This is a genomic window from Streptomyces sp. NPDC002209 (assembly GCF_042890265.1).
GTDB lineage: Bacteria > Actinomycetota > Actinomycetes > Streptomycetales > Streptomycetaceae > Streptomyces.
Genome location: NZ_JBIARX010000008.1, coordinates 210,012 through 232,446, shown reverse-complemented (window position 1 = coordinate 232,446; position 22,435 = coordinate 210,012). Strand labels below are relative to the sequence as shown.

The 22,435-nt window shown below is 71.2% G+C and carries 20 protein-coding genes; 11 read left to right on the top strand and 9 right to left on the bottom strand.

The annotated features are described in order from the left end of the window. Window positions 1–8: 8 nt before the first annotated feature. The 3 genes from ACFYXK_RS18485 (at window position 9) to ACFYXK_RS18475 (ending at window position 5,010) form a co-directional block, all read left to right on the top strand. Window positions 9–1,424 carry a class II fumarate hydratase gene (locus tag ACFYXK_RS18485; protein WP_389412036.1) on the top strand — a complete coding sequence of 472 codons (1,416 nt, stop codon included), beginning with the start codon at window positions 9–11 and terminating at the stop codon, window positions 1,422–1,424. 103 nt (window positions 1,425–1,527) lie between these two features. Continuing rightward, window positions 1,528–2,223 (top strand): DUF402 domain-containing protein, encoded by a 696-nt coding sequence (locus tag ACFYXK_RS18480; RefSeq protein WP_389412035.1) that lies wholly within the window; start codon window positions 1,528–1,530, stop codon window positions 2,221–2,223. Window positions 2,224–2,475: 252 nt separating this feature from the next. After that, on the top strand, window positions 2,476–5,010 hold the full coding sequence (locus ACFYXK_RS18475; protein ID WP_389412034.1) for a SpoIIE family protein phosphatase: 2,535 nt from the start codon (window positions 2,476–2,478) through the stop codon (window positions 5,008–5,010). A gap of 84 nt (window positions 5,011–5,094) precedes the next feature. On the opposite strand, the gene ACFYXK_RS18470 is transcribed toward ACFYXK_RS18475, so the two are convergent. Next, window positions 5,095–7,338, bottom strand: coding sequence for a transglycosylase domain-containing protein (locus tag ACFYXK_RS18470; protein WP_389412033.1), 2,244 nt, complete (start codon window positions 7,336–7,338; stop codon window positions 5,095–5,097). Between the two features lie 230 nt (window positions 7,339–7,568). Here ACFYXK_RS18470 and ACFYXK_RS18465 point away from each other — a divergent pair, with 230 nt between their 5' ends. Together ACFYXK_RS18465 and ACFYXK_RS18460 are read left to right on the top strand one after the other, a co-directional pair. Beyond that, complete coding sequence (locus tag ACFYXK_RS18465; protein WP_389412032.1) at window positions 7,569–8,480, top strand: SPFH domain-containing protein; 912 nt, start codon at window positions 7,569–7,571, stop codon at window positions 8,478–8,480. Next, on the top strand, window positions 8,477–8,761 hold the full coding sequence (locus tag ACFYXK_RS18460; RefSeq protein ID WP_389412031.1) for a hypothetical protein: 285 nt from the start codon (window positions 8,477–8,479) through the stop codon (window positions 8,759–8,761). Before ACFYXK_RS18465 ends, ACFYXK_RS18460 begins: the two co-directional genes overlap by 4 nt. A 17-nt stretch (window positions 8,762–8,778) precedes the next feature. Here ACFYXK_RS18460 and ACFYXK_RS18455 read toward each other — a convergent pair whose 3' ends face one another. Then, complete coding sequence (locus ACFYXK_RS18455; RefSeq protein ID WP_389412030.1) at window positions 8,779–9,726, bottom strand: hydrogen peroxide-inducible genes activator; 948 nt, start codon at window positions 9,724–9,726, stop codon at window positions 8,779–8,781. Window positions 9,727–9,862: 136 nt separating this feature from the next. Between ACFYXK_RS18455 and ACFYXK_RS18450 the strand changes: the two genes are divergently transcribed. Both ACFYXK_RS18450 and ACFYXK_RS18445 read left to right on the top strand, forming a co-directional pair. Next, complete coding sequence (locus ACFYXK_RS18450) at window positions 9,863–10,417, top strand: peroxiredoxin (RefSeq protein ID WP_389412029.1); 555 nt, start codon at window positions 9,863–9,865, stop codon at window positions 10,415–10,417. Window positions 10,418–10,420: 3 nt separating this feature from the next. Beyond that, on the top strand, window positions 10,421–10,960 hold the full coding sequence (locus ACFYXK_RS18445) for an alkyl hydroperoxide reductase (protein ID WP_389412028.1): 540 nt from the start codon (window positions 10,421–10,423) through the stop codon (window positions 10,958–10,960). Window positions 10,961–11,022: 62 nt separating this feature from the next. On the opposite strand, the gene ACFYXK_RS18440 is transcribed toward ACFYXK_RS18445, so the two are convergent. The 5 genes from ACFYXK_RS18440 to ACFYXK_RS18420 all read right to left on the bottom strand — a co-directional run bounded on the left by ACFYXK_RS18440 (window position 11,023) and on the right by ACFYXK_RS18420 (window position 16,790). Further along, entirely contained in the window at window positions 11,023–11,703 is a 681-nt protein-coding gene (locus ACFYXK_RS18440) for a hypothetical protein (protein WP_389412027.1), read from the bottom strand. Beyond that, complete coding sequence (locus tag ACFYXK_RS18435) at window positions 11,687–13,096, bottom strand: AI-2E family transporter (RefSeq protein WP_389412026.1); 1,410 nt, start codon at window positions 13,094–13,096, stop codon at window positions 11,687–11,689. Before ACFYXK_RS18435 ends, ACFYXK_RS18440 begins: the two co-directional genes overlap by 17 nt. 108 nt (window positions 13,097–13,204) lie before the next feature. After that, window positions 13,205–13,921 carry a transglycosylase SLT domain-containing protein gene (locus ACFYXK_RS18430; protein WP_383505779.1) on the bottom strand — a complete coding sequence of 239 codons (717 nt, stop codon included), beginning with the start codon at window positions 13,919–13,921 and terminating at the stop codon, window positions 13,205–13,207. A 406-nt stretch (window positions 13,922–14,327) separates the two neighbouring features. Then, a complete protein-coding gene (locus ACFYXK_RS18425; protein WP_383505102.1) occupies window positions 14,328–15,644 on the bottom strand; it encodes a PhoH family protein in 1,317 nt (438 codons plus the stop codon). Window positions 15,645–16,028: 384 nt separating this feature from the next. Beyond that, window positions 16,029–16,790, bottom strand: coding sequence for an isoprenyl transferase (locus ACFYXK_RS18420; protein ID WP_030159549.1), 762 nt, complete (start codon window positions 16,788–16,790; stop codon window positions 16,029–16,031). Between the two features lie 129 nt (window positions 16,791–16,919). On the opposite strand from ACFYXK_RS18420, the gene mgrA reads away from it, so the two are divergent. Further along, window positions 16,920–17,957: an L-glyceraldehyde 3-phosphate reductase gene (gene mgrA, locus ACFYXK_RS18415; RefSeq protein WP_389412025.1), complete on the top strand. Its 1,038-nt coding sequence runs from the start codon at window positions 16,920–16,922 to the stop codon at window positions 17,955–17,957. 131 nt (window positions 17,958–18,088) lie between these two features. Here mgrA and ACFYXK_RS18410 read toward each other — a convergent pair whose 3' ends face one another. Continuing rightward, complete coding sequence (locus tag ACFYXK_RS18410; RefSeq protein ID WP_389412024.1) at window positions 18,089–18,859, bottom strand: prepilin peptidase; 771 nt, start codon at window positions 18,857–18,859, stop codon at window positions 18,089–18,091. Window positions 18,860–18,929: 70 nt separating this feature from the next. On the opposite strand from ACFYXK_RS18410, the gene ACFYXK_RS18405 reads away from it, so the two are divergent. The 3 genes from ACFYXK_RS18405 (at window position 18,930) to ACFYXK_RS18395 (ending at window position 21,565) form a co-directional block, all read left to right on the top strand. Beyond that, window positions 18,930–19,331, top strand: a complete 402-nt coding sequence (locus ACFYXK_RS18405) for a DUF192 domain-containing protein (RefSeq protein ID WP_389412023.1) — start codon at window positions 18,930–18,932, stop codon at window positions 19,329–19,331. Between the two features lie 36 nt (window positions 19,332–19,367). Next, window positions 19,368–19,985 carry an SMI1/KNR4 family protein gene (locus ACFYXK_RS18400; protein ID WP_389412022.1) on the top strand — a complete coding sequence of 206 codons (618 nt, stop codon included), beginning with the start codon at window positions 19,368–19,370 and terminating at the stop codon, window positions 19,983–19,985. Window positions 19,986–20,281: 296 nt separating this feature from the next. Then, window positions 20,282–21,565 carry an ABC transporter substrate-binding protein gene (locus ACFYXK_RS18395; RefSeq protein ID WP_389412021.1) on the top strand — a complete coding sequence of 428 codons (1,284 nt, stop codon included), beginning with the start codon at window positions 20,282–20,284 and terminating at the stop codon, window positions 21,563–21,565. A gap of 174 nt (window positions 21,566–21,739) precedes the next feature. Here the strand turns inward: ACFYXK_RS18395 and ACFYXK_RS18390 are convergent, their stop codons facing one another. Next, window positions 21,740–22,360, bottom strand: coding sequence for a hypothetical protein (locus tag ACFYXK_RS18390; protein WP_389412020.1), 621 nt, complete (start codon window positions 22,358–22,360; stop codon window positions 21,740–21,742). Between the last annotated feature and the right edge of the window lie 75 nt (window positions 22,361–22,435).

Here is a 22,435-nt window from a genome sequence, read left to right as displayed (position 1 = left end):
CCACGAACATGACGAACGATCAGCAGGCCCGTGGATCAGCAGGCGAATACCGGATCGAGCACGACTCGATGGGCGAGGTACGGGTGCCCGCGCACGCCAAATGGCGAGCTCAGACCCAGCGCGCGGTGGAGAACTTCCCCATCTCCGGGCAGCGCCTGGAGCGCGCCCACATCGAGGCGCTCGCCCTGATCAAGGCAGCGGCGGCGGCGGTGAACGCGAAGCTGGGAGTGGTGGACGAGGCCACCGCCGACGCGATCCGGTCCGCCGCCGCCGAAGTGGCGCAGGGGCGCTGGGACGAGCACTTCCCGGTCGACGTGTTCCAGACCGGGTCCGGGACCTCGTCCAACATGAACACCAACGAGGTCATCGCCACCCTGGCCGGTGAGCGGCTCGGCCGCGAGGTCCACCCCAACGACCACGTCAACGCCTCGCAGAGCTCCAACGACGTGTTCCCGTCGTCCATCCACATCGCCGCGACCGCCGCCGTCACCCGCGAGCTGATCCCGGCCCTGGAGCACCTCTCCGCCGCCCTGGAGCGCAAGGCCGCCGAGTTCGCCGAGGTGGTCAAGGCGGGCCGCACGCACCTCATGGACGCCACCCCGGTGACGCTGGGCCAGGAGTTCGGCGGGTACGCCGCCCAGGTGCGCTACGGCGTCGAGCGGCTGCGGGCGGCCCTGCCCCGGCTGGCCGAACTGCCGCTCGGCGGGACCGCGGTGGGCACCGGGATCAACACGCCGCCCGGGTTCTCGGCGGCCGTGATCGCCGAGGTGGCCGCCGCGACCGGGCTGCCGCTGACCGAGGCCCGCAACCACTTCGAGGCCCAGGGGGCGCGGGACGCGCTGGTGGAGACCTCGGGGGTGCTCCGCACGATCGCCGTCTCGCTGACCAAGATCTCCAACGATCTGCGCTGGATGGCCTCGGGACCGCGGACAGGATTGGCCGAAATCAATCTGCCCGATCTCCAGCCGGGCTCGTCGATCATGCCCGGAAAGGTCAATCCGGTGATCCCGGAGGCCGTGCTCATGGTCGCCGCGCAGGTGACGGGGAACGACACGACCGTCGCGGTGGCGGGCGCGGCGGGCAACTTCGAGCTCAATGTGATGCTCCCGGTGATGGCGAAGAACCTGCTGGAATCGATTCGGCTGCTGGGCAACGCGAGCCGCCTGCTGGCCGACCGCACGGTCGACGGGATCACCGCCAACGAGGCGCGGGCCAGGGAGTTCGCCGAGTCCTCCCCCTCCGTGGTGACCCCGCTGAACCGGTTCATCGGCTACGAGGAGGCGGCCAAGGTCGCCAAGAGGGCCCTCGCGGAGCGGAAGACGATCAGGGAGGTCGTGCTGGAGTCCGGCTACGTGGACCGCGGCGACCTGACGCTGGAGCAGCTGGACGAGGCCCTCGACGTCCTGCGGATGACCCGGCCCTGAAAACGTTTCCGGGGGAGGGCCGGATTCGGTCGTTTCCCGTCCCCGCGCACCTCCGTGACCTGCACCGCAGCGGGCGCAGGGGCCCCAGCCCTAAGATCTGCGCATGACAGGTACCGGAGGCCGCGGGGGCGGCGACGCGCAGGGCATCCGCTGGCGGCCCGGGGAGCAGATCCTCTGGCGCTACCGCGACCATGCCCCGGGCCTGAAGGGCGCGGTCCAGATCTGCCGCCCGGTGACCGTGGTGCAGGACACCGACGCGCTGCTGGCGGTGTGGATGGCCCCGGGCACCGAGTGCGTCAAGCCGGTGCTGGCCGACGGCACCCCCGTCCACGAGGAGCCGCTCGCCACCCGGTACACCGCACCGCGCACCACCGTGCGGTCGCGGTGGTTCGGCGCCGGCGTGCTGAAACTGGCCCGGCCCGGCGACCCGTGGTCGGTGTGGCTGTTCTGGGAGCACGGCTGGCGGTTCAAGAGCTGGTACGTGAACCTCGAGGAGCCGCGGACCCGGTGGTCCGGCGGGATCGACTCCGTGGACCACTTCCTGGACATCTCCGTCTACCCGGACCGCACGTGGAAGTGGCGGGACGAGGACGAGTTCGCGCAGGCCCAGCGGTCCGGTCTGATGGACGCGGGACAGGCCCGCCGGGTGCAGGTCGCGGGGCGGGCCGCGGTGGACGTGATCAAGGCGTGGGGGGCTCCGTTCTCCGACGGCTGGCAGGACTGGCGGCCGGATCCCGCCTGGGGAGTTCCGGCCCTTCCCGAGGACTGGGACCGCACCCCGGCGCATATGACCTCATGAGACCCTTGATGCGCCCCCGGGGTTCAAACGTAAGATCTCCCTCCGCGGGTCGCGCGCGGGAGTCGCGCTCGGCCGCACATCCGTAAATGTCGTGCCGTACGCGGGATTTGACCGGAGGTCAGCGCAGAGCCAGAGGTAACGAGCGGGACGCGGTACCGCGGGGTGATGGTGTCCCCGCCGCTGAGCGGGTATACCGCGACTGACCGAGTTGAGTGCAGCGCACATCGAGCGCAAACGGACGGAATTCCACGCGTGACGGAGTACCCCACCTCGCAGGAGGGCCCGCAGCCTGCCGCGGCCGCCGCGACACCGGCCCCGGGCGGCTCCGCCATGCCTGCCGCCTCCGGCGCCCCGGCGGAGGAACTGGGCCACGGCAAGGCCCCCGTCCCCGCCGCCGAGGCCGTTCGCGGCTCGGCCGCGTCCGGCGACGACCCGGTCCGCGCGCACGCGGAGGCCGCCGGCCGGGGCTCGGACGTCCCGCGCCCGCGCGGCGAGGGCACGCCCGCCCCGCAGGACGGCACGCCCCGCCCGGGCCGCGGCCGCTCGCGCGCCACCCCGGCGCAGGGCGCGTCCGGCCGCCGCGGCCCGGGCGGCGAGGCGGCCCGCAACGCCGCGCGCGAGACCGCCGCGGGCGGATCCCGGCGGCGCGACGGCGAAGCCGCACGGAACGCCGCGCACGCGGCGGCCGCCCACGGCGATGACCCGGCCTCCGCAGCCCTGCCCCTCGGGCGGGCCCACGAGGCTCCGGAGGCGGGCCGGGACCGCCGGGCAGCCCCGATACCGGACACCTCCCGCCCCCGCGGAGCCGGGCCGGACGCGGACGCACCCGCGGCCCGCGAAGGCCGGGCCGCCGCAGGCGGTGAAGGCGGCGAAGACGCCATCGCCGGCCAAGCCCGCGAAGGCCGCGTCCCGGCGGACACGGACCCCGCCCGCACGACCGGGGCCGGCGCCGCCGGGCCCGCGTACGAGGGGCCGGACGCCGCAGGGGCCGATGCCCTCGGCGCAGGCGCCCCGGTGCCGGACGGCGGGATGGCTCGGCGCGAGGGGGACCGGCTGCGCTTCGTCGGAGCCGCCACCCGGCGGATCGCCCGCGGCATCGACCTCGACGAGATCGTGCTCGGCCTGTGCCGGGCCACCGTGCCGACCTTCTCGGACGCCATCCTCGTCTACCTGCGCGATCCCCTGCCGGTGGGCGACGAGCGTCCCGTCGGCCCGGTCGTTTTAAGGCTGCGCCGCACCGACCGGCTCCGGCCGATCGACGATCTGACCGGAGCGGACGGCGCCGGGGCCGCGGGAGCCGGCGGCGAGCTCGACTTCAGCCAGCTGCCGATGGTCGGCCCGCAGGGTGACCTCCCCGCGGCCGAGCTGTGCGAGATCCGCACCGGCGGTGCGCTCGCAGAGGTCCTGCGCGGCGTACGGCCCGTCTTCGGGTCCGCCGCCGGGGCCAAGGACGCGCTGCCGGAGCTGCTCGGCTCGGAGCACCCCGTTCCGCGCGGCCAGCGGGCCATCCTCGCGCCGCTGCGCGGCCGCCGACGCGTCATCGGCGCCGCGGTGTTCCTGCGCAGCCCCGAGCGGCCCGCGTTCGAGCAGAACGACCTCCTGGTCGCCGCGCAGCTGGCCACGCACACCGCGCTCGGCATCGACAAGGCGGTGCTGTACGGCCGCGAGGCGTACATCGCCGACGAGCTCCAGCGCACCATGCTCCCCGACAGCCTCCCCCAGCCCACCGGGGTCCGGCTCGCCTCGCGCTACCTGCCCGCCGCCGAGACGGCCCGGGTCGGCGGCGACTGGTACGACGCCATACCGCTGCCCGGCAGCCGGGTCGCGCTCGTCGTCGGCGACGTCATGGGCCACTCCATGACCTCCGCCGCGATCATGGGCCAGCTCCGCACCACCGCGCAGACCCTGGCCCAGCTGGACCTGCCGCCCGCCGAGGTCCTGCACCACCTGGACGAGCAGGCGCAGCGCCTGGGCTCCGACCGGATGGCCACCTGCCTGTACGCGGTCTACGACCCGGTCTCGCACCGGATCACCATCGCCAACGCCGGCCACCCGCCGCCGGTGCTGCTGCACCTGGGCGGGCGCGCCGAGGTGCTCCGGGTGCCCCCCGGCGCCCCCATCGGCGTGGGCGGCGTGGACTTCGAGGCCGTGGAGCTGGACGCCCCCGCGGGGGCCACCCTGCTGCTCTACACCGACGGCCTGGTGGAGTCCCGGCTGCGCGACGTCTGGACCGGCATCGAGCAGCTCCGCGAGCGGCTCGCCACCACCGCCCAGCTGACCGGCCTGGACCATCCGCCGCCGCTGGAGGCGCTCTGCGACGACGTGCTGGACATGCTCGGCCCCGGCGACCGGGACGACGACATCGCGCTGCTCGCGGCCCGCTTCGACGGGATCGCGCCCAGTGACGTGGCGTACTGGTTCCTGGACCCGGAGGAGACCGCTCCGGGCCGGGCCCGCCGGTTCGCCCGCCGCGCGCTGACCCGGTGGGGCCTGGAGGAGCTCCAGGACTCCCTGGAACTGCTGGTCAGCGAGGTGGTCACCAATGCCGTCCGGTACGCGGAGCGGCCCGTGACGCTGCGCCTGCTGCGGACGGACGTACTGCGCTGCGAGGTCGGCGACGACTCCCCGCAGCTGCCGCGCCAGCGCCGGGCCCGGGACACCGACGAGGGCGGCCGCGGGCTGTTCCTGGTCAACCGGATGGCCCGCCGCTGGGGCGCCACCCGGCTGAGCAGCGGAAAGGTCGTCTGGTTCGAACTCCCGCTGCCGGGGGCGCCCGACCGTCGCTGACCACGTCGAAACACCGCCGCCCCGCAGCGTGGACGCTGCGGGGCGGCGGTGTGTTCAGGCCCGTGCGGGCGCCGCGGGCGGGCGCTACGGGATCGTGATCGGCGGGCTCTTCGTCGGGTCCGGGCTCTTGGTCGGGTCCGGGCTCTTCGTCGGGTCCGGGCTCTTGGTCACGCTCTTGGTCGGGTTCGGCGAGCTCTTGCCGGGGTCCGGGGTGTTCTGCGACGGCGAGACCGGCGCCGACGGCGTGCCCGCGGACGAGGAGCTCGACGACGACGGGGAGCTGCTGCGGCTCGGCGCCTGCGAGGCGCCCATCTTCGCCTCGGAGAGGTCGAACTCGGCGGTGTCCACGCCCTTGAGCGCGGCCAGCGTGTACGCCTTCCAGATCTCGGCCGGGAAGCTGGAACCACCCGCTCGGCCACCGCCCGCGGTACCGGTCAGGGTGGTCTGCTTGGCCGTTCCGGGCTCCTCGCCGAACATCGCGACGACGGTGACGAGTTCCGGGGTGTACGCGGTGAACCAGGCGGCCACGTTGGACTCGGTGGTACCGGTCTTGCCGGCGGCCTCGTAGGCGGAGCTCCGTACGGCCTTGCCGGAGCCGTCCTGGACGACGCCGGTGAGCACCTTGGTCACGGTGTCGGCGGTCTCGCGGGTGATGGCCTGGCCGCCGACGGACTCGACCGGCTTGAACTCGCGGTCGGCGTGCTTGGCGCTCTTGATCATCGTCGGGGTGATCTTCTTGCCGTGGTTGTCGAAGGTGGCGTAGACGCCGGCCATCTCCACGGTGTTGGCGCTCATGGTGCCGAGCGACATGGCGGGCTTGTCCTCCGGCCAGCCGTCGCGGTCTTTCATGCCGAGCGCGAGGGCCGTCTTCTTCACGGCCGGCGGACCCACGTCCACGATCATCTGGGCGTACACCGAGTTCACGGAGGAGTTGGTGGCCGCCTGGACGGTGAGGTACGGGTCGCCGTAGTTCTGGTTGTCCTGGTTCTGCGGCGCGAACGGGGTGTCGCTGCCGACGACCGGGCGCTTGCTCGTGCCGTCGTAGAGCGCGTTCGGGGTGATCGGCTTCTTGTCGTGCGTCGTGGACTTGTTCTCCAGCGCGGAGGCGAGCACGATCGGCTTGAACGTCGAGCCCGGCTGGAAGTCCTGGCGCAGGGCGTTGCTCGACCAGTGGTCGGAGAGGCCGGTGCCGCCGTACATCGCGACGATCGCACCGGTCTTCGGGTCCACGGAGGTGGCGCCGGCCTGTACGGCGGCGTCGACGGGCCGGTCCTTGCGGTCGAGCTTGGCCTCCAGCTCGTCCTGGACGGCCTTCTCCAGCGCGGCCTGCTTCTTCGGGTCGATGTTGAGGGTGATCTCCCAGCCACCGGCCTGGAGCATCTGGGCGGTCATGCCGGTCTGGCGGCGCAGTTCGGCGTCGGCGGCCTGCTTCAGATAGCCCTTCTGGCCCTCCATCCCGGGGGCGGCCTTGGGCTTGATCGGCTCCTGGAACTTGAGTTCCTTGCGCTTGGCCGGGTCCAGGGCGCCCATCTCGACCATGTTGTCGAGGACGCCGTTGAAGCGGACCATGACGAGCCGCTTGCCGTTCGGCCCGGCCGTCGCCCAGTCGTAGTCGCTGGGCGCCTGGAGGACGGCCGCGAGGTACGCGCCCTGCTCCAGGGTCAGCTTGTCGACGTCGACGCCGTAGTACGCCTGGGCGGCGGCCTGGATGCCGTAGGCGCCGCGCCCGAAGTAACTGGTGTTCAGGTAACCCGCGAGGATGTCCGGCTTCTCCATGCGCTGGTCGACCTTGAGGGAGATCACCAGCTCCTTGAGCTTGCGGGTCGGCGTCTGGTCCTGGTTCAGGTAGAAGTTCTTGACGTACTGCTGGGTGATCGTCGAACCGCCGGCCTTGCCCTTGCCGGTGGCCGTGTTGAACAGGCCCCGCGCGATGCCGAGGAAGTCGACGCCCTTGTCCTGGTAGAAGGACTTGTTCTCGATGGCGATGAAGCCGGTCTGGACTTCCTTGGGGACCCGGCCGATCGGCACGATCTCGCGGTTCATCTTGCCGTCGCGCGCCATGATCGAGCCGTCCGCGTACTTGTAGACGTTGCTCTGCTTGATGGCGTCGGCGTTGGGGTCGGGCTCGTCCACGTAGAAGTAGAGGGCGACGAGTGCGCCCATGCCGAGCAGGATCAGCCCGAAGAGCGTCCCCAGGATCTTCTTCCAGGTGAAGAAGCGACGTATACCGGTCCGCTTGCCGGAACGCCCCTTTTCCCCGGTGGCGCTCCCGCGCGGCGCCCGCCGCGCACTGCGCTGCTGCGCCTTACGCGCTTCTGCTCGGCCCATCGCTCCCGCTCCGCTCGATTTCCCCCCCGACGTCAGCTCAGAAAGCTAACACCGCAGGTTGTGACAAAGGTTGGCCAACCAAGGCCAATATCGGTCAATTCGGACGTGAGAATCAGCACCCACATCAAGGGAACCGACGCGCGGCAGGCCCGTAGGGTTGCGGCAGCCCGAAAAAGTGATATCACTTTGCTAGGCGGCTCGACCGGCCGCGACCAAGCGAAACGGGGCAGATGATGACGAACTCGGCGGCAACCGCTGGAGACGTACGGGAGTTCACGGCGCGCAGCATGGGCGGCGGACTGGCGCTGGTGCTGGGGCTGTTGGGGGCCGTGGCCGGTGCGGGCCTGATCGCCCTCGGCGCGACCGCCGACGGCACGGTGATGCACGCGTCCCTGATACCGGCGGGCGTCCTGCTGATCCTCGTCGCGGTCATCTCGATGAGCGGGCTGAACACGGTGGCTCCGGGCGAGGCCCGCGTGGTCCAGCTGTTCGGCCGCTACCGCGGGACGATCCGCGCGGACGGCCTGCGCTGGGTCAACCCCCTGACCTCGCGGGAGACGATCTCCACCCGGGTCCGCAACCACGAGACGGCGGTCCTGAAGGTCAACGACGCCTACGGCAACCCGATCGAGCTGGCGGCCGTCGTGGTGTGGCGGGTGGAGGACACCGCGCGGGCGAAGTTCGAGGTGGAGGACTTCACGCAGTTCGTCGAGACCCAGACCGAGGCGGCGGTCCGGCACATCGCGATCGAGTACCCGTACGACTCGCACGAGGAGGGCGGGCTCTCGCTGCGCGGCAACGCCGAGGAGATCACCGAGAAGCTGGCGCTCGAACTGCACGCGCGGGTGGAGGCGGCCGGGGTCCGCATCATCGAGTCCCGGTTCACGCATCTCGCGTACGCTCCGGAGATCGCCTCCGCGATGCTCCAGCGCCAGCAGGCGGGGGCGGTCGTGGCGGCCCGCAAGCAGATCGTCGAAGGGGCGGTCGGCATGGTCGAACTGGCCCTGACCCGCCTGGCGGAGGAGGACATCGTGGATCTGGACCCGGAGCGCAAGGCCGCCATGGTCTCGAACCTGATGGTGGTCCTCTGCGGCGACCGGGCGGCCCAGCCGGTGGTCAACGCGGGCACCCTCTACCAGTGAGCCCCGCCGGCGAGCCGCAGGACCCGGAACCGGGACGGGGCCCCGGCCAGGGCCAGGAGCGGGCCGCGCGCGCGGGGCGGCAGGCGCGCAAGCAGGTGCTGCTGCGGCTCGACCCGCAGGTGTACGACGCCCTCGCGCGCTGGGCGGGCGAGGAACTGCGCAGCGCCAACGCACAGATCGAGTTCCTGCTGCGGCGGGCCCTGGCCGAGACGGGCCGACTGCCGGGCGGGGCCGCCCCGATCCGGCCCCGCGGCCGCCCCCGCAGCGCACCCGACGCCTGACGGCGGCCCGGCCCGCCCTACTCGGCGGGCCACACCGGGAGCGGGCGTACGGCTTCGCGCAGGGCGCCCGCGACGGCCCGGAACTCCTCCTGGCGGGCCGTTCCGGTGCGCATCGCGAGCGCGATCCGCCGGGAGGGCGCGGGCTCGGCGAAGTACCCGGTGGCCAGGTACTCGTTGCGGGCGGTCTCCAGCCGCAGCGCGGTGCGCGGCAACAGCGTCACCCCCAGTCCCCCGGCGACCAGTTGTACGAGGGTGGAGAGCCCGGCGGCGGTCGTGGTGACGTCCGCCCCGTCGGTCCGGCCTGCCTCTCGGCAGATGTCCAGGGCCTGGTCGCGCAGGCAGTGCCCCTCGTCGAGCAACAGCAGTTGCAGGCCCCGCAGTTCCTCGCGCGGGATGTCCCGGCGCCCGGCGAGCGGGTGCTCCCGGGGCGCGAGGAGGACGAAGTCCTCGTCGAAGACGGGCAGTTCGGTCACTCCGGGGACGCCGAGCGGGACCGCGAGCAGCAGCAGGTCGAGCCGTCCGCCGGCCAGCCCGTCCAGCAGCGAGGAGGTCTGCTCCTCGTGCACCTGGAGGTCCATCCGCGGGTAGCGCCGGTGGAACAGCCCGAGCACGGTCGGCAGCAGGTACGGGGCCACCGTGGGGATCACCCCGAGCCGCAGGATCCCGGTGAAGGGGGCCCGCACCGCCTCGGCCTCCTCCAGCAGCCCGCCCATGGCGTCGAGGACCGCTCGGGCCCGGGTCGCGATCCGCTCGCCCGCCGGGGAGAGCAGCACCTTGCGGGTGGTGCGCTCCAGCAGCTGCACGCCGAGGGCCTCCTCCAGTGCGGAGACGGCGCCGGAGAGCGCCGGCTGGCTCATTCCGATGGCCGCGGCGGCGTCGCGGAAGTGCAGGTGCTCGGCGACGGCAGCGAAGGCGCGCAGCTGCGCGAGCGTCGCCTGCTTCGCTCCCCTATTACCGACAGCCACTGATAGGCACCTCCGATCACCCGACTCTAGTCTAGCTATTTCCGTAATCAATCCTGCTGTGCCAGCATGTGAGATCCGTCCAACCCCCTCGGAAAACCCCCAAAAGGGCCCTTTTCCATTTCCGCAAGGAGAGCACGTGCTCACTGTCGGTGACAAGTTCCCCACCTACGATCTGACCGCTTGCGTCTCGCTCGAGGCCGGCAGCGAGTTCGCCCAGATCGACCACAAGACCTATGAGGGCAAGTGGCGCGTGGTGTTCTTCTGGCCGAAGGACTTCACCTTCGTCTGCCCGACCGAGATCGCCGCCTTCGGCAAGCTGAACGACGAGTTCGCCGACCGCGACGCCCAGGTCCTCGGCGTCTCCGGTGACTCCGAGTTCGTCCACCACGCCTGGCGCAAGGACCACGCCGACCTGCGTGACCTGCCCTTCCCGATGCTGGCCGACTCCAAGCACGAGCTCATGCAGGCCTGTGGCGTGCAGGGCGAGGACGGCTTCGCGCAGCGCGCCGTGTTCATCGTCGACCAGAACAACGAGATCCAGTTCACGATGGTGACCGCCGGTTCCGTGGGCCGTAACCCCAAGGAGGTCCTGCGGGTCCTGGACGCCCTGCAGACCGACGAGCTGTGCCCCTGCAACTGGAACAAGGGCGAGGGCACCCTGGACGCGGGCGCCCTGCTGGCCGGTGAGTGACGGATGTCCCTCGACTCCCTCAAGTCCGCCATACCGGACTTCGCCAAGGACCTGAAGCTGAACCTCGGTTCGGTCATCGGCAACCAGGACACCCTCTCGCAGCAGCAGCTGTGGGGCACGGTCCTGTCCTGCGCGATCGCCGCCCGCTCCCCGCGCGTCCTGCGTGAGCTGGAGCCGGAGGCGAAGGCGGCCCTGTCGCCGGAGGCGTACACCGCCGCCAAGTCCGCGGCCGCCGTCATGGCGATGAACAACGTCTTCTACCGCACGCGGCACCTGCTCTCCGACCCGGAGTACGGCACGCTGCGCGCGGGTCTGCGGATGAACGTCATCGGCAACCCGGGTGTGGAGAAGGTCGACTTCGAGCTGTGGTCGCTCGCCGTCTCCGCGATCAACGGCTGCGGCCAGTGCCTGGACTCGCACGAGCAGGTCCTGCGCAAGGCCGGCGTCGACCGCGAGACGATCCAGGAGGCCTTCAAGATCGCCTCGGTGATCCAGGCCGTCGGGGTCACCCTCGACGCCGAGGCCGCCCTCGCCGCCGAGTAGTACCCCTCGTACGAGGTCCAGGGCCCCCGCAGCCGTTTCCCCGGCCGCGGGGGCCCCGTCGTCTACGTGCGCAGGGCCGTCATCAGGTTCCGCATGTCCTCGACCATCGCCGCCTTGACGGCGTCCTCGTCCGGGTCCGCCGTGTCCGGCCTCCCGTACCACTGGACGGTGATGCTGAAGACGGCTCCCCCGTCGAGCACTTCGAGCCGTGAACCCCCGACCCGGCTGATGAGCAGCGCCCGCTCGCCGAGCCCGGGGACCTGCTCCACCTCGCCGCCCGAACTCGCCATGGCTCCCCTGCCCCCGAGGCCGGTGGGGCCCGCGCCGAACTCCGCGCGCGGATCGGCCTTCTTGTGCAGCTGGACCAGTACCTCGGCCTCGTACGACAGGTGGTCGTTGGTGTACGGCCCGTTGTGCGCGCAGTACGCCCAGTCGAGCGCGGGGTGCTCCTCGTGGCGCGCGTACCCCCCGGAGAGCTGCACGGTGGACGCGGACACCGCGGTCAGCGGCACCTTGCACAGGTCCTCGGTATGCCGGTAGGCGATGCGCGGCGCATCGGCGAAACGATCCTGCGCCACCAGGACGCCGGCCCAGACGGCCGAGGCCGCCACGGCCCCGCCGAGGCCCCATAACCAGGCCGTACGAGGCCCCCGTACGCGCTCGCGCGGGGCGTCGGGCTCCTGCGCCGGCGCGGCCTGCGGGCCGGCGTCCCACTCCCCCTCGAGCTCAGGCTCGCTGATCACGCCCGGCCTCCCGTGCGGCCTGCTCGAACGCCGTCGAGCCGTGCGGGCCGGGGCCGATCGCCGCGGCGCCGTGCAGGAGCTGGTCGCGGGAGTAGGCCCGCAGGTAGACGACCACCGTGTTGGTGACGGCGACCAGCGGAACGGCGACGACCGCTCCGCCGATGCCCGCGACCATGCCGCCCGCGGCCACCGACAGCACCACCGCGAGCGGGTGCACCCGTACCGCCCGGCCCAGGATGAAGGGCTGGAGCACGTGGCCCTCGATCTGCTGCACGGCCAGCACCACGGCCAGCACCATCAGTGCGGTCCACGGCCCCTGGGTCACCAGGGCGACGACCACCGCGAGGGCGCCCGAGACCACCGCGCCGACGAGCGGGATGAAGGCGAACAGGAAGATGAAGACGGCCAGCGGCACCGCCATCGGCACCTTGAGGAAGTAGATGCCGAGGCCGATGAAGATGGCGTCGATGAGCGCGACCAGCACCGTGCCGCGGACGTACGCCGTCAGCGTGCGCCAGGCGCGCGGACCGGCGCCCGCGACACCGGGGCGGGCGGCGGCCGGGACCAGGCCCTGCACCCAGGTCCAGATGCGCTTGCCGTCGTAGAGCAGGAACAGCGTCGAGAACATCGCGAGCAGGATGCCCGTGAGCACCTCGACGAGGACGGTCACGCCCTGGAGGCCGGCGGAGGTGATCTGCTCGGTGTTGGTGCCGATGGTCTCGCTGAGGTTCTTCGCGATGTCGTTGATCTGCTTCTCGGTCACGTGGAACGGACTGTCCAGTGCCCAGAGTTTGAGCTCGTTGATGCCGTCGCGGACGCGGGCGGAGAGGTCGTCGAGGTTCTCCATGACCTGCCAGACCACGAACCAGCCGACCAGTCCGATGACCACGAACCCGAGGATCGCGGTGACGGCGGTGGCGAGCCCGCGCGGCAGGCCCAGGCGGCGCAGCCGGACCACGAAGGGCTGGAGCAGCGCGGTGACGAGCAGGGCGGCGGCGAAGGCGAGGACGACCAGGCGGACTTCGCTGATCACCTTCATCACGACCCAGAGCATCCCGGCGAGCAGCAGCAGCCGCCAGCTGACCTCGGCGGCGACGCGCATGCCCCACGGGACGACGCTCACCGGGTCGGGACGCCCGTGCAGGGCGGCCGGGTGCGGATGGCCGGGCTGCTCGGCGGCGGTGACGGGCGCATGAGTGGGCGCCGGCGCTGCCGGAACCCCCGCACCGGCCCCCGCACCCGCGCCCGCAAGGGCGGCGCCCGGAGCGGCGACCGGGACCGGAGCGGCACCGATGCTCTCCGCCTCCACCTCGGCACGCCGCTCCTGGAGCCGCGCCTCCATGCGGCTCAGCCTGTTCCCGAGCCGGCCGAGCCAGCCTGCCCTCTTCGCCATGTCTTTCCCTTCCCCCGCCCGTGGACACACCTCGAAAGACCGTACACGCGAGGAGCCCCGCACCGTAGGACGGTGCGGGGCTCCCGGAGGTTGAGCGGGTGGCCGGTACTAGTACCAGCCGTTGGCCTGGTGGAAGCTCCAGGCGCTGCAGGCGCTGCCGTAGCGCCCGTTCATGTAGTTCAGGCCCCACTGGATCTGGGTGGCCGGGTTGGTGCGCCAGTCGTCGGCGACCGAGGACATCTTCGAGCCCGGGAGCGCCTGGACCAGACCGTACGCGCCCGAAGACGAGTTCACGGCCTTGTAGTTCCAGGTGGACTCCTCGTTGATGATGTTCGAGAAGCACTGGAACTGACCGGCCGGGACGATCTGCCGGGCGATCTCCTTGACCTGGGCGACCGTGTAGGAGCTCTGGACGGCGAAGTCTCCGGCGCTGCGGGTCGCGGAGCGGCTGGCGACCTGCTCCTTCTCCTCGCGGTCCTTCTTCGCCTTCTCGTCGGCAGCCTTCTGCGCCTCGGCCTTCTTGGACTTGGCGTCCTCGGCGGCCTGGATGCGGGCGGCTTCCTCGGCGACGCGCTTGGCGTCGGTGTCGGCGCCCTGGGCGATGGCGTCGGCCTGCTGCGTCAGGGACGCGTTCTGGACCTGCGCCTGGTCGCCGACCGGGATGTCGGCGAGGAGGGTCGCCCCGGACGCGGTGGTCTCGAGATCGTTCGAGGCGGGGTCGCCAGCGGCAACGCCCACGACTGCGCCGACGGTGGTGACTGCGGTGGCCGAAGCCACTGCGAACCCCCGGACCGAGATCCGGCTCACACGGTGTCCTTCCAGCAGCGTCCGCAGTGACCGGGCGGGCGCAATAGTGCCCCTCGACACTGGCCTCCGTGGTACTGCGATCACTGGAGGCGCGGGCCCGTGGGCAACTCCCTTGCAGGGGCTGCCGCGTGGTGCTCGGGCGGCATACGGCGAACGACTGTGGAGTTGTGGTGCTGCTTGCACCTCACGTTGGGACAACGGGAGGTACAGGTGTGCCGTATGCGGGGCCTGACGGAAAACAGACTCTGCCGGACCCCGACACCGCAAGGCAATTCTCCGTTGCGTGGGAAAGGTCACACCTGGCATGTTGCCGTTGGTTTCGCCAAAGACCTGTGCAGCACGACGCCGCCCGGCTAGGCTCTCGTGCCTTTGCCGGGCGGCGCCAACTCGCTTTCCCGCTATGGGGGTTTTACCCCCTTCGCCCCTACAGGGACTCGAGCATCTCGGTGACCAGTGCGGCGATCGGGGAGCGCTCGGAGCGGGTGAGCGTGACGTGCGCGAAGAGGGGATGCCCCTTCAGCTTCTCAACGACCGCCACCACCCCGTCGTACCGGCCGACCCGCAGGTTGTCCCGCTGGGCGACGTCGTGGGTGAGAACAACCCGCGAATTTGCGCCGATTCGGGACAGAACGGTCAGCAGGACATTCCGCTCCAGCGACTGCGCCTCGTCCACGATCACGAACGCGTCGTGCAGCGAGCGCCCGCGGATGTGCGTGAGCGGCAGGACCTCCAGCATCCCCCGGTTCAGCACCTCCTCGATGACCTCGCGCCCGGCCACGGCCGAGAGGGTGTCGAAGACCGCCTGCGCCCAGGGGCTCATCTTCTCGGACGCGTCCCCGGGCAGGTAGCCGAGGTCCTGGCCGCCCACCGCGTACAGCGGCCGGAAGACCATCACCTTCTGGTGCTGCCTGCGCTCCAGCACCGCCTCCAGGCCCGCGCACAGCGCCAGCGCCGACTTTCCGGTGCCGGCCCGGCCGCCCATGGAGATGATCCCGATCTCCGGGTCGAGCAGCAGGTCCAGGGCGATGCGCTGCTCGGCGCTGCGGCCGTGCAGCCCGAAGGCCTCGCGGTCGCCCCGTACGAGCCGTACGTTGCCGTCCGGGGTGACCCGGCCCAGGGCCTTGCCGCGCTCGGACTGGAGGACCAGCCCGGTGTGCACGGGCAGTTCGGCGGCCTCCGGTACGTACAGCCGCTCCTCGGAGTAGAGCAGGTCGACCTGCTCCCCGGACAGCGCGAGCTCGCTCATGCCGGTCCAGCCGGCGTCGGTGATCGCGAGCTCCGCCCGGTACTCCTCGGCGAGCAGCCCCACGGAGGAGGCTTTGATGCGCAGCGGGAGATCCTTCGAGACGACCGTGACGTCGTAGCCCTCGGCCTGGAGATTGCGGGCGACCGCGAGGATCCGCGAGTCGTTGTCCCCCAACCGGAAGCCGGCCGGCAGGACACCGGGGTCGGAGTGGTTGAGCTCGACACGCAGGGTGCCGCCCAGATCGCCCAGCGGGATGGGGGCGTCGAGGCGACCGTAGCGAACCCGGAAGTCGTCGAGCAGGCGCAGGGCCTGACGGGCGAAGTAGCCGAGTTCGGGATGGTGCCTCTTTGCCTCCAGCTCGGTGATCACCACGATCGGGAGCACGACCTCGTGCTCGTCGAAGCGGGTGATCGCGTTGGGGTCTGCCAGCAGGACGCTGGTGTCGAGGACGTAGGTCCGCCTGTCGGGCAGGCGGCGCTTTGTGCTGGTCACCACGGAAGGACGTACCCCCTCGGAAGAGGTCGGGCCATGAAGACCGGACCGGTCATCGGCACCCATGCCGGGGCCGATTTCCGGCCCTCCCATTCGTCCGTGCGAACCGCACGTGCGTCCTGGTGCAAAGGGCCTCCCGGGCGGACGACCCCATGCCGTCCGCTGAGACTCGACACCCGTGGATCGGGCATCGACCTGAAAGGGATATTCCCCGATCAGGCCCGGCCATGCCATGGCATATGACGGACGCTCGGTGAATCCCTGGTGAAGGCCTTGCAGGGAGGACTGCCGGGACCGGGGGGACACCCGGGAGTACGGCGACGGCGCGCCGCCGGAGGTCCGGGGCGCGCCGCGAGAAGTGCCGAAAAGTGCCGTTCCGAGGGGTCGTCAGGCCCCGTAGCGCCGGTGGCGGGCCGCGTAGTCGCGCAGCGCCCGCAGGAAGTCGACCTTGCGGAAGGCCGGCCAGAACACCTCGCAGAAGTAGTACTCGGAATGCGCGCTCTGCCACAGCATGAATCCGGACAGCCGCTGCTCTCCGCTGGTGCGGATCACCAGGTCCGGGTCGGGCTGGCCGCGCGTGTAGAGGTGCTCGGCGATGTGGTCGATGTCGAGGATCTCGGCGAGCTCCTCGAAGGAGGTGCCCTTCTCCGCGTGCTCGAGCAGCAGCGAGCGGACCGCGTCGGCGATCTCCTGGCGGCCGCCGTAGCCGACGGCGACGTTGACGAGTATTCCGTCGACGTCGTGGGTGGCCTGCTCGGCCTCCTTCAGCACCGACTGCGTCTGCGCGGGCAGGATGTCGAGGTTGCCGACGTGGTGGACGCGCCAGCGGCCGTCCGCGGCGAGGCCCCGCACGGTGTTCTCGATGATGTTGAGCAGCGGGCGGAGCTCGACCTCCGGCCGGTCCAGGTTGTCCGTGGACAGCATCCACAGGGTGACGACCTCGACGTCGGTCTCGGTGCACCAGCCCAGCATCTCGGAGATCTTGTCGGCCCCCGCCTGGTGGCCCTGCTCCGTCGTGCCTCCGGACGCCTTCGCCCAGCGCCTGTTCCCGTCCAGGATCACGCCGATGTGCTTGGGCGACGCGTCATGGTCGAGGCGGCCTTCCACCCGGCGTGCGTAGAGCCTGTACACCAGGTCGCGCAGCTTCACGATCTTCCAGCCCCTCCGTGCAATGCCCCCGTGCGAAATGCGGTCCTTCCCCCGAGGCCGCCACATTACTGCGCGGCGGGATCGGGTACCCAACTCGGTCTGTCACAAGTCCGTGATAGGGAGGACAACGTGACTGATAACAATCCCTATCGGGCAGAGCCCTCGCGCTACGACTCCATGGAGTACCGGCGCACCGGCCACAGCGGCCTCAAGCTCCCCGCCATCTCCCTCGGCCTCTGGCACAACTTCGGCGACGACAAGTCCCTCGAGTCCCAGCGGGCGATCCTGCGCCGGGCCTTCGACCTCGGCGTCACCCACTTCGACCTGGCCAACAACTACGGCCCGCCCCCCGGCTCGGCCGAGCTCAACTTCGGCAAGATCTTCGCGCAGGACTTCGCCTCCTACCGCGACCAGCTGATCCTGTCCACCAAGGCCGGCTACTTCATGCACGAGGGCCCCTACGGCGAGTGGGGCAGCCGCAAGTACCTGCTCAGCTCGCTCGACGCCTCGCTGAAGCGGATGGGCGTGGACTACGTCGACATCTTCTACTCGCACCGCTTCGACCCCGAGACCCCGCTGGAGGAGACCATGGGCGCGCTCGCGTCCGCGGTGCAGCAGGGCAAGGCGCTGTACGTGGGCGTGTCCTCGTACACGGCCGAGCAGACGGCCGAGGCTGCGCGGATCCTGCGCGAGATGGGCATCCGCCCCCTCATCCACCAGCCCTCGTACTCCATGATCAACCGCTGGACGGAGGAGGACGGCCTGCTGGACACGCTGGAGGAGGCCGGCATGGGCTGCATCTCCTTCGCGCCGCTCGCGCAGGGGCTGCTGACCGGCAAGTACCTGAAGGGCATCCCGGAGGACTCCCGGGCGGCCGCGGGCAAGTCCCTGAACCCGGATCTGCTGTCGCAGGACGTGGTCCGCCGGCTGTCCGGCCTGAACGAGATCGCGGCACGCCGCGGGCAGTCGCTGGCGCAGCTGGCGCTGAACTGGGTGCTCCGGGACGAGCGGATGACCTCGGCGCTGATCGGCGCTTCGAGCGTGTCCCAGCTGGAGCAGAACGTGGCGGCGCTGGGCGGTGCGCCGCTGTCGGAGGAGGAGCTGAAGGAGATCGACTCCTTCGCCGTGTCCACCCCCGGCACCAACATCTGGGCCCAGCGCAGCTGACCTGCGATTTTGCCCGAACGGTGGTGGAAACAAAAAACGGGCCGGTCCGTGGGGGGGATACGGACCGGCCCGAGGGGGGGGTTCCACCATAACCCTTCGTAAAGCGTGATGCGTGCATCGGCGCAAGATGATTACGCTCCGAAACCACCCAGCAGCACTCCGGTGAGGGCTCCGGCCGCCATGAAGGGGCCGAACGCAAACGCCGCCCGGCGGCCTCCGGGGCCCCGCAGCACAAGGGCCAGCCCGTACAGGGCCCCGTAGAGGAACCCGAGGAAGGCCCCGACGGCCCATACCCCCCAGCCGTACCACCCAAGGATGACCCCGAGCGCGAGCGCCAGCTTGACGTCGCCGAAGCCCATGCCGGCCGGGTTGATCAGGAACAGCAGGAGGTACGCCCCTGCGAGCGCAGCCCCACCGAGCAGCGCCCCCGTCCAGGACCCCCCGGCGCCGGGTACGAGGGCTGCGCCGCCGAGCCCGGCGGCGACGGCGCCGGCGAGGGGGAGGGTCAGCACGTCGGGCAGCCGCTGCACGGCAAGATCCACGATCCCGAGCAGGAGCAGCACCGGCACCACCGCAACGAACACGACCCCTTCGGGCCGCCCTCCGACGGCTCCGCCCACCACCCCGCACAGCGCGCCGGCGATGCCGACGGTCCCCGCCGCGCACACCCCGTACCCGTGCGGCCGTCCTTCCCGCTCCGGCTCGCGCTGCGCGGGGGCTCCGGGGCGGCGCCCCCGGCAGTAGGGCAGGCCCAGCCAGCCCCGGATGGGGTGGCCCTCGGGGCAGCGGTCGCGCCATGCGGCGTCCGGCTCGACCGCCAGGCGATACGCGGCCCGCGGCAGCAGCAGCCCCGCAGCCACCCCGTAGGCCACCGCGGCGACGGTGATCACTGACAGGCCCATGCGCCGAACGTAGGCGCAGACACCCGCACCTGCATGGGCCCGGGGGCCCAACCCCCCTACCCTGGCCGCCATGACCACCAGCCACGGCCTGCTCCGCGTCGGTCCGGACCGGGAACCGGTGCCCCTGGAGATCGCGGCCTCCTACCGGGCCCGCACGCGCGGCCTCCTCGGCCGCGACGGCATACCCGGCGCCGCCCTGCTCCTCACCCCGGCCGGGAGCGTGCACACGTTCCGGATGCGGTTCGCGATCGACGTGGCGTACCTCGACCGCCGCCTGCGCGTCATCGCCCTGACCACCATGCGCCCCGGCCGGCTCGGGCTCCCCCGGCTCCGTTCCCGGCACGTCCTGGAGGCCGAGGCCGGGGCCATGGCCGCCTGGGGTCTGCGCGTCGGGACGCAGTTGCACGTCGACGGACCGGCCGGAGGGGATCCGTCTCGACTGCCGCTAGGCCCCGCGCGGCCCCGGCGGTAGGTTGGGGCGGTTGAGCTGGGGTCTCAGGGGAGCGGCATGACGGAGAACGCGCGGATCAAGGCGCTCGAGCAGATCATGCCGGCGACGCACGGCGCCGACGAGGACATCGACTGGCCGGCCGCCGAGGCCGCCTGGCGCACCCGGTTCCCGGCCGATTTCATCGCCTTCATGGGCCGCTTCGGCGCCGGCTCCATCAACGGCGAGGCCAGCATCCTGCTGCCCCTGCCCAAGCCCGGGCTGCAGTGGGATCCGGCCGAGATGGCCGAGGAGACCGACAACGCCCGCCAGCTCTGGGAGGCGGAGGGCGGCCGGGCCGCCTTCGACGTGGACCCCGAGTCGATCATCGCGTGGGGCGTCACCGGCGGCTCCGACATCCTGTGCTGGCTCACCAAGGACCCCGATCCGGACCGCTGGCCCGTCCTGGTGGTCGGCCGGCACACCGCCGACGCGTTCGCGGTCTATCCGTACGGCATGGCCGAGTTCCTCTACCGGCTCTGCTCCGACGAGTTCGACGTGAGCCCGGTCAGCATCACCTTCTGGGACGGCGGGCACCTCAGCTTCGTGCACTGGCGCAAGGCCCAGCGCCGCTGGCAGGAGGGCCGCAACCCGGAGACGGGCGAGCCCGACCCGTACGCGGGCGAGTTCGCCGACTGAGCCCCGGGCGCACCGCCCCGCTGACCTGATCCGGACCCCCGACCCGTTCCGCAGCCCCAATGCGCCGGAATCGGGCCTTTCGGCATGTCTACGCGCGTCCGATTTGTTGATCACATATCGGAAAACACCAGCCGGAAAAGCAGAACTTGGAGCATTGACCACAAGTTCCGACCCAATGGAATCAACCGCCCTTCCGCAGGAGAGAATTCCGGCCAACGGGCCACGGACGGACACCCCAGCCCGGAGCAACTCATAAGTAGTAACGGGACTCAAAAGAAATTCAGGGGAATACACCCGTGCGACGAAGAAACTTCGGCACGGGCGCGACCGCGGTCGTGCTCGGTCTGCTGATCCCGCTGGCCGGATGTGGCGGTTCAGACAACGGCGCAGGTGACAGCGGCACGCTGCGCTTGGTCGCCGCGGAATACGGCGACAACCAGGCCACCAGCTCCAAGGCCTTCTGGGACAAGGTCACGGCCGATTTCACCAATGCCAACCCCGGCATCAAGGTCGAGGTGCGGCTCCTGCCGTGGGCGGACATCGACCGCGAGGTCACCCGTATGGTCAAGTCCGGCAATGCGCCGGACATGGCTCTCATGGGCTCGTACTCGGACTTCGCGGCGCAGAACAAGCTCTATTCGGCGGACGAACTCCTCTCGGTCACCGCCGAGGCGAACTTCCTTCAGCCGCTCGCCGAGGCCGGCTCGGTCGGCAACACCCTCTACGGCCTGCCCTGGGTGGCGAGCAGCCGGCTCCTCTTCTACAACCAGGGCCTCTTCAAGCAGGCCGGCATCAGCGAGCCCAAGAACTGGTCCGACCTGGAGACCGCCGCCAAGGCGCTCAAGAGCAAGGGCGTGAAGTACCCGTACGCGCTGCCCCTGGGCCCCGAGGAGGCGCACGCCGAGGCGATGATCTGGGAGCTCAGCAACGGTGGCGGCTACGCCGACAGCGCCGGCAACTACAACCTGGCCTCCGACCAGAACATCCAGACCTTCCGCTGGCTCAAGGAGCACCTGGTCGGCCCCGGCCTGACCGGGCCCGTTCCGCCGTCGCAGCTCAACCGCGCCGACGCCTTCGCCGCCTTCGTACGCGGCGAGGTCGGCATGCTGAACGGCTACCCGCAGCTCCTGCACGAGGCGCGCGCCAAGGGCATCGACGTCCGCACCGCGACCATGCCGGTCGCGGACACGCTCGGCTCCGGGGAGACCCCGCCGACCGTGGGCGTCGCCGACTGGATGATGGCGTTCAAGCAGAACGGGAAGCGCGCGGAGATCGGCAAGTTCCTGGAGTTCGTCTACCAGGACAAGAACCTGACGGACTTCGCGGGCCGCTACCACCTGCTGCCCTCGACCGTCTCGGCCTCCCGCAACCCCTCCGGCGCCGGCCTCGACAGCAACGACCAGTTCTTCCTGACCGCCCTGCGGGGCGCTCAGCTGTACCCGGTGAACGACCCGTCCTGGGTGACGGTCAGCGACACCATCAAGCGCAACATCGGCCGTGCCGTGGAACCGAACGGCGACGCGAAGTCCGTCCTCGAGGAGATCGCCGCCAAGGCGAACGAGGCCGGAAAGAAGCACTGACGCACCGAACTTCCCGCCCGACACGGGACTTTCGTCCCTGCCGCATCCCACCCCGTGCGGCAGAATGGCTGCCACGGCTCTTGATCCAAGGCCACGGACCAGTCGCCCGCCGCGTACTCACAAGGTGCCCGGGGCGGCCGGCCCTCTCTCCCCCCGACTCCCCACGCCCTCGGCTCAGACCCTGCCGTTCTCCGACGAGAACGCCGTCCGGTACTGCTCACAGCTGGAGTCCCAGCTCAGCGTCCCCGTGAGCGTCCCGTAGCCCGAGCGCGTGAGCGACCACTCCACCGTGTACTCACCGGTGTCACAGGCGATCCGCTTGCCGCCCGGCACCTTGGCGCGCCCCGTCGCCGGCCGGTCCGCCAGCTCCTGGTGCACCTCGACCGCCTTGGCGTGGTCCGCGGAGCGCAGTACGGCGTGCAGGACGATCGGGTGCCTGCCGTCCTTGGCCGTCACGGCCTTCTTCACCAGCTTCGAGTTCGACACCGCCCAGCCGAAGTCGAACGAGGGCTGCCAGGCCAGGGTCTTGGGGTCGGCGACCTGCCGCTTGTAGTCGGGGGCGCCCGAGGGGCCGGGACGGGTGACCGTCTTGTACCGGATCCCGGGGTAGAAGCGCAGCTGCCCTTCCAGCTTGTGCATCTCGTCCTTGGTCCACTGCGACTTCATCGCCTTCTCGCCGCCGGCCGGGTCCTGCAGGTACGTACCGTCCGCGGCGGTGGCGGGCCCGCCGAGGGCGGGGGCGAGGGCCGCTGCGGCGGCGGCGAGGGCGAGAGCGGCGATGCAGGTGCGCTTCATGCCCGGCCCAACGGGGTCCCGCGGCGGGCTGCAACGAGGCCGCGCGGGCTTTCACCCGTACGGGATCAGCGCACC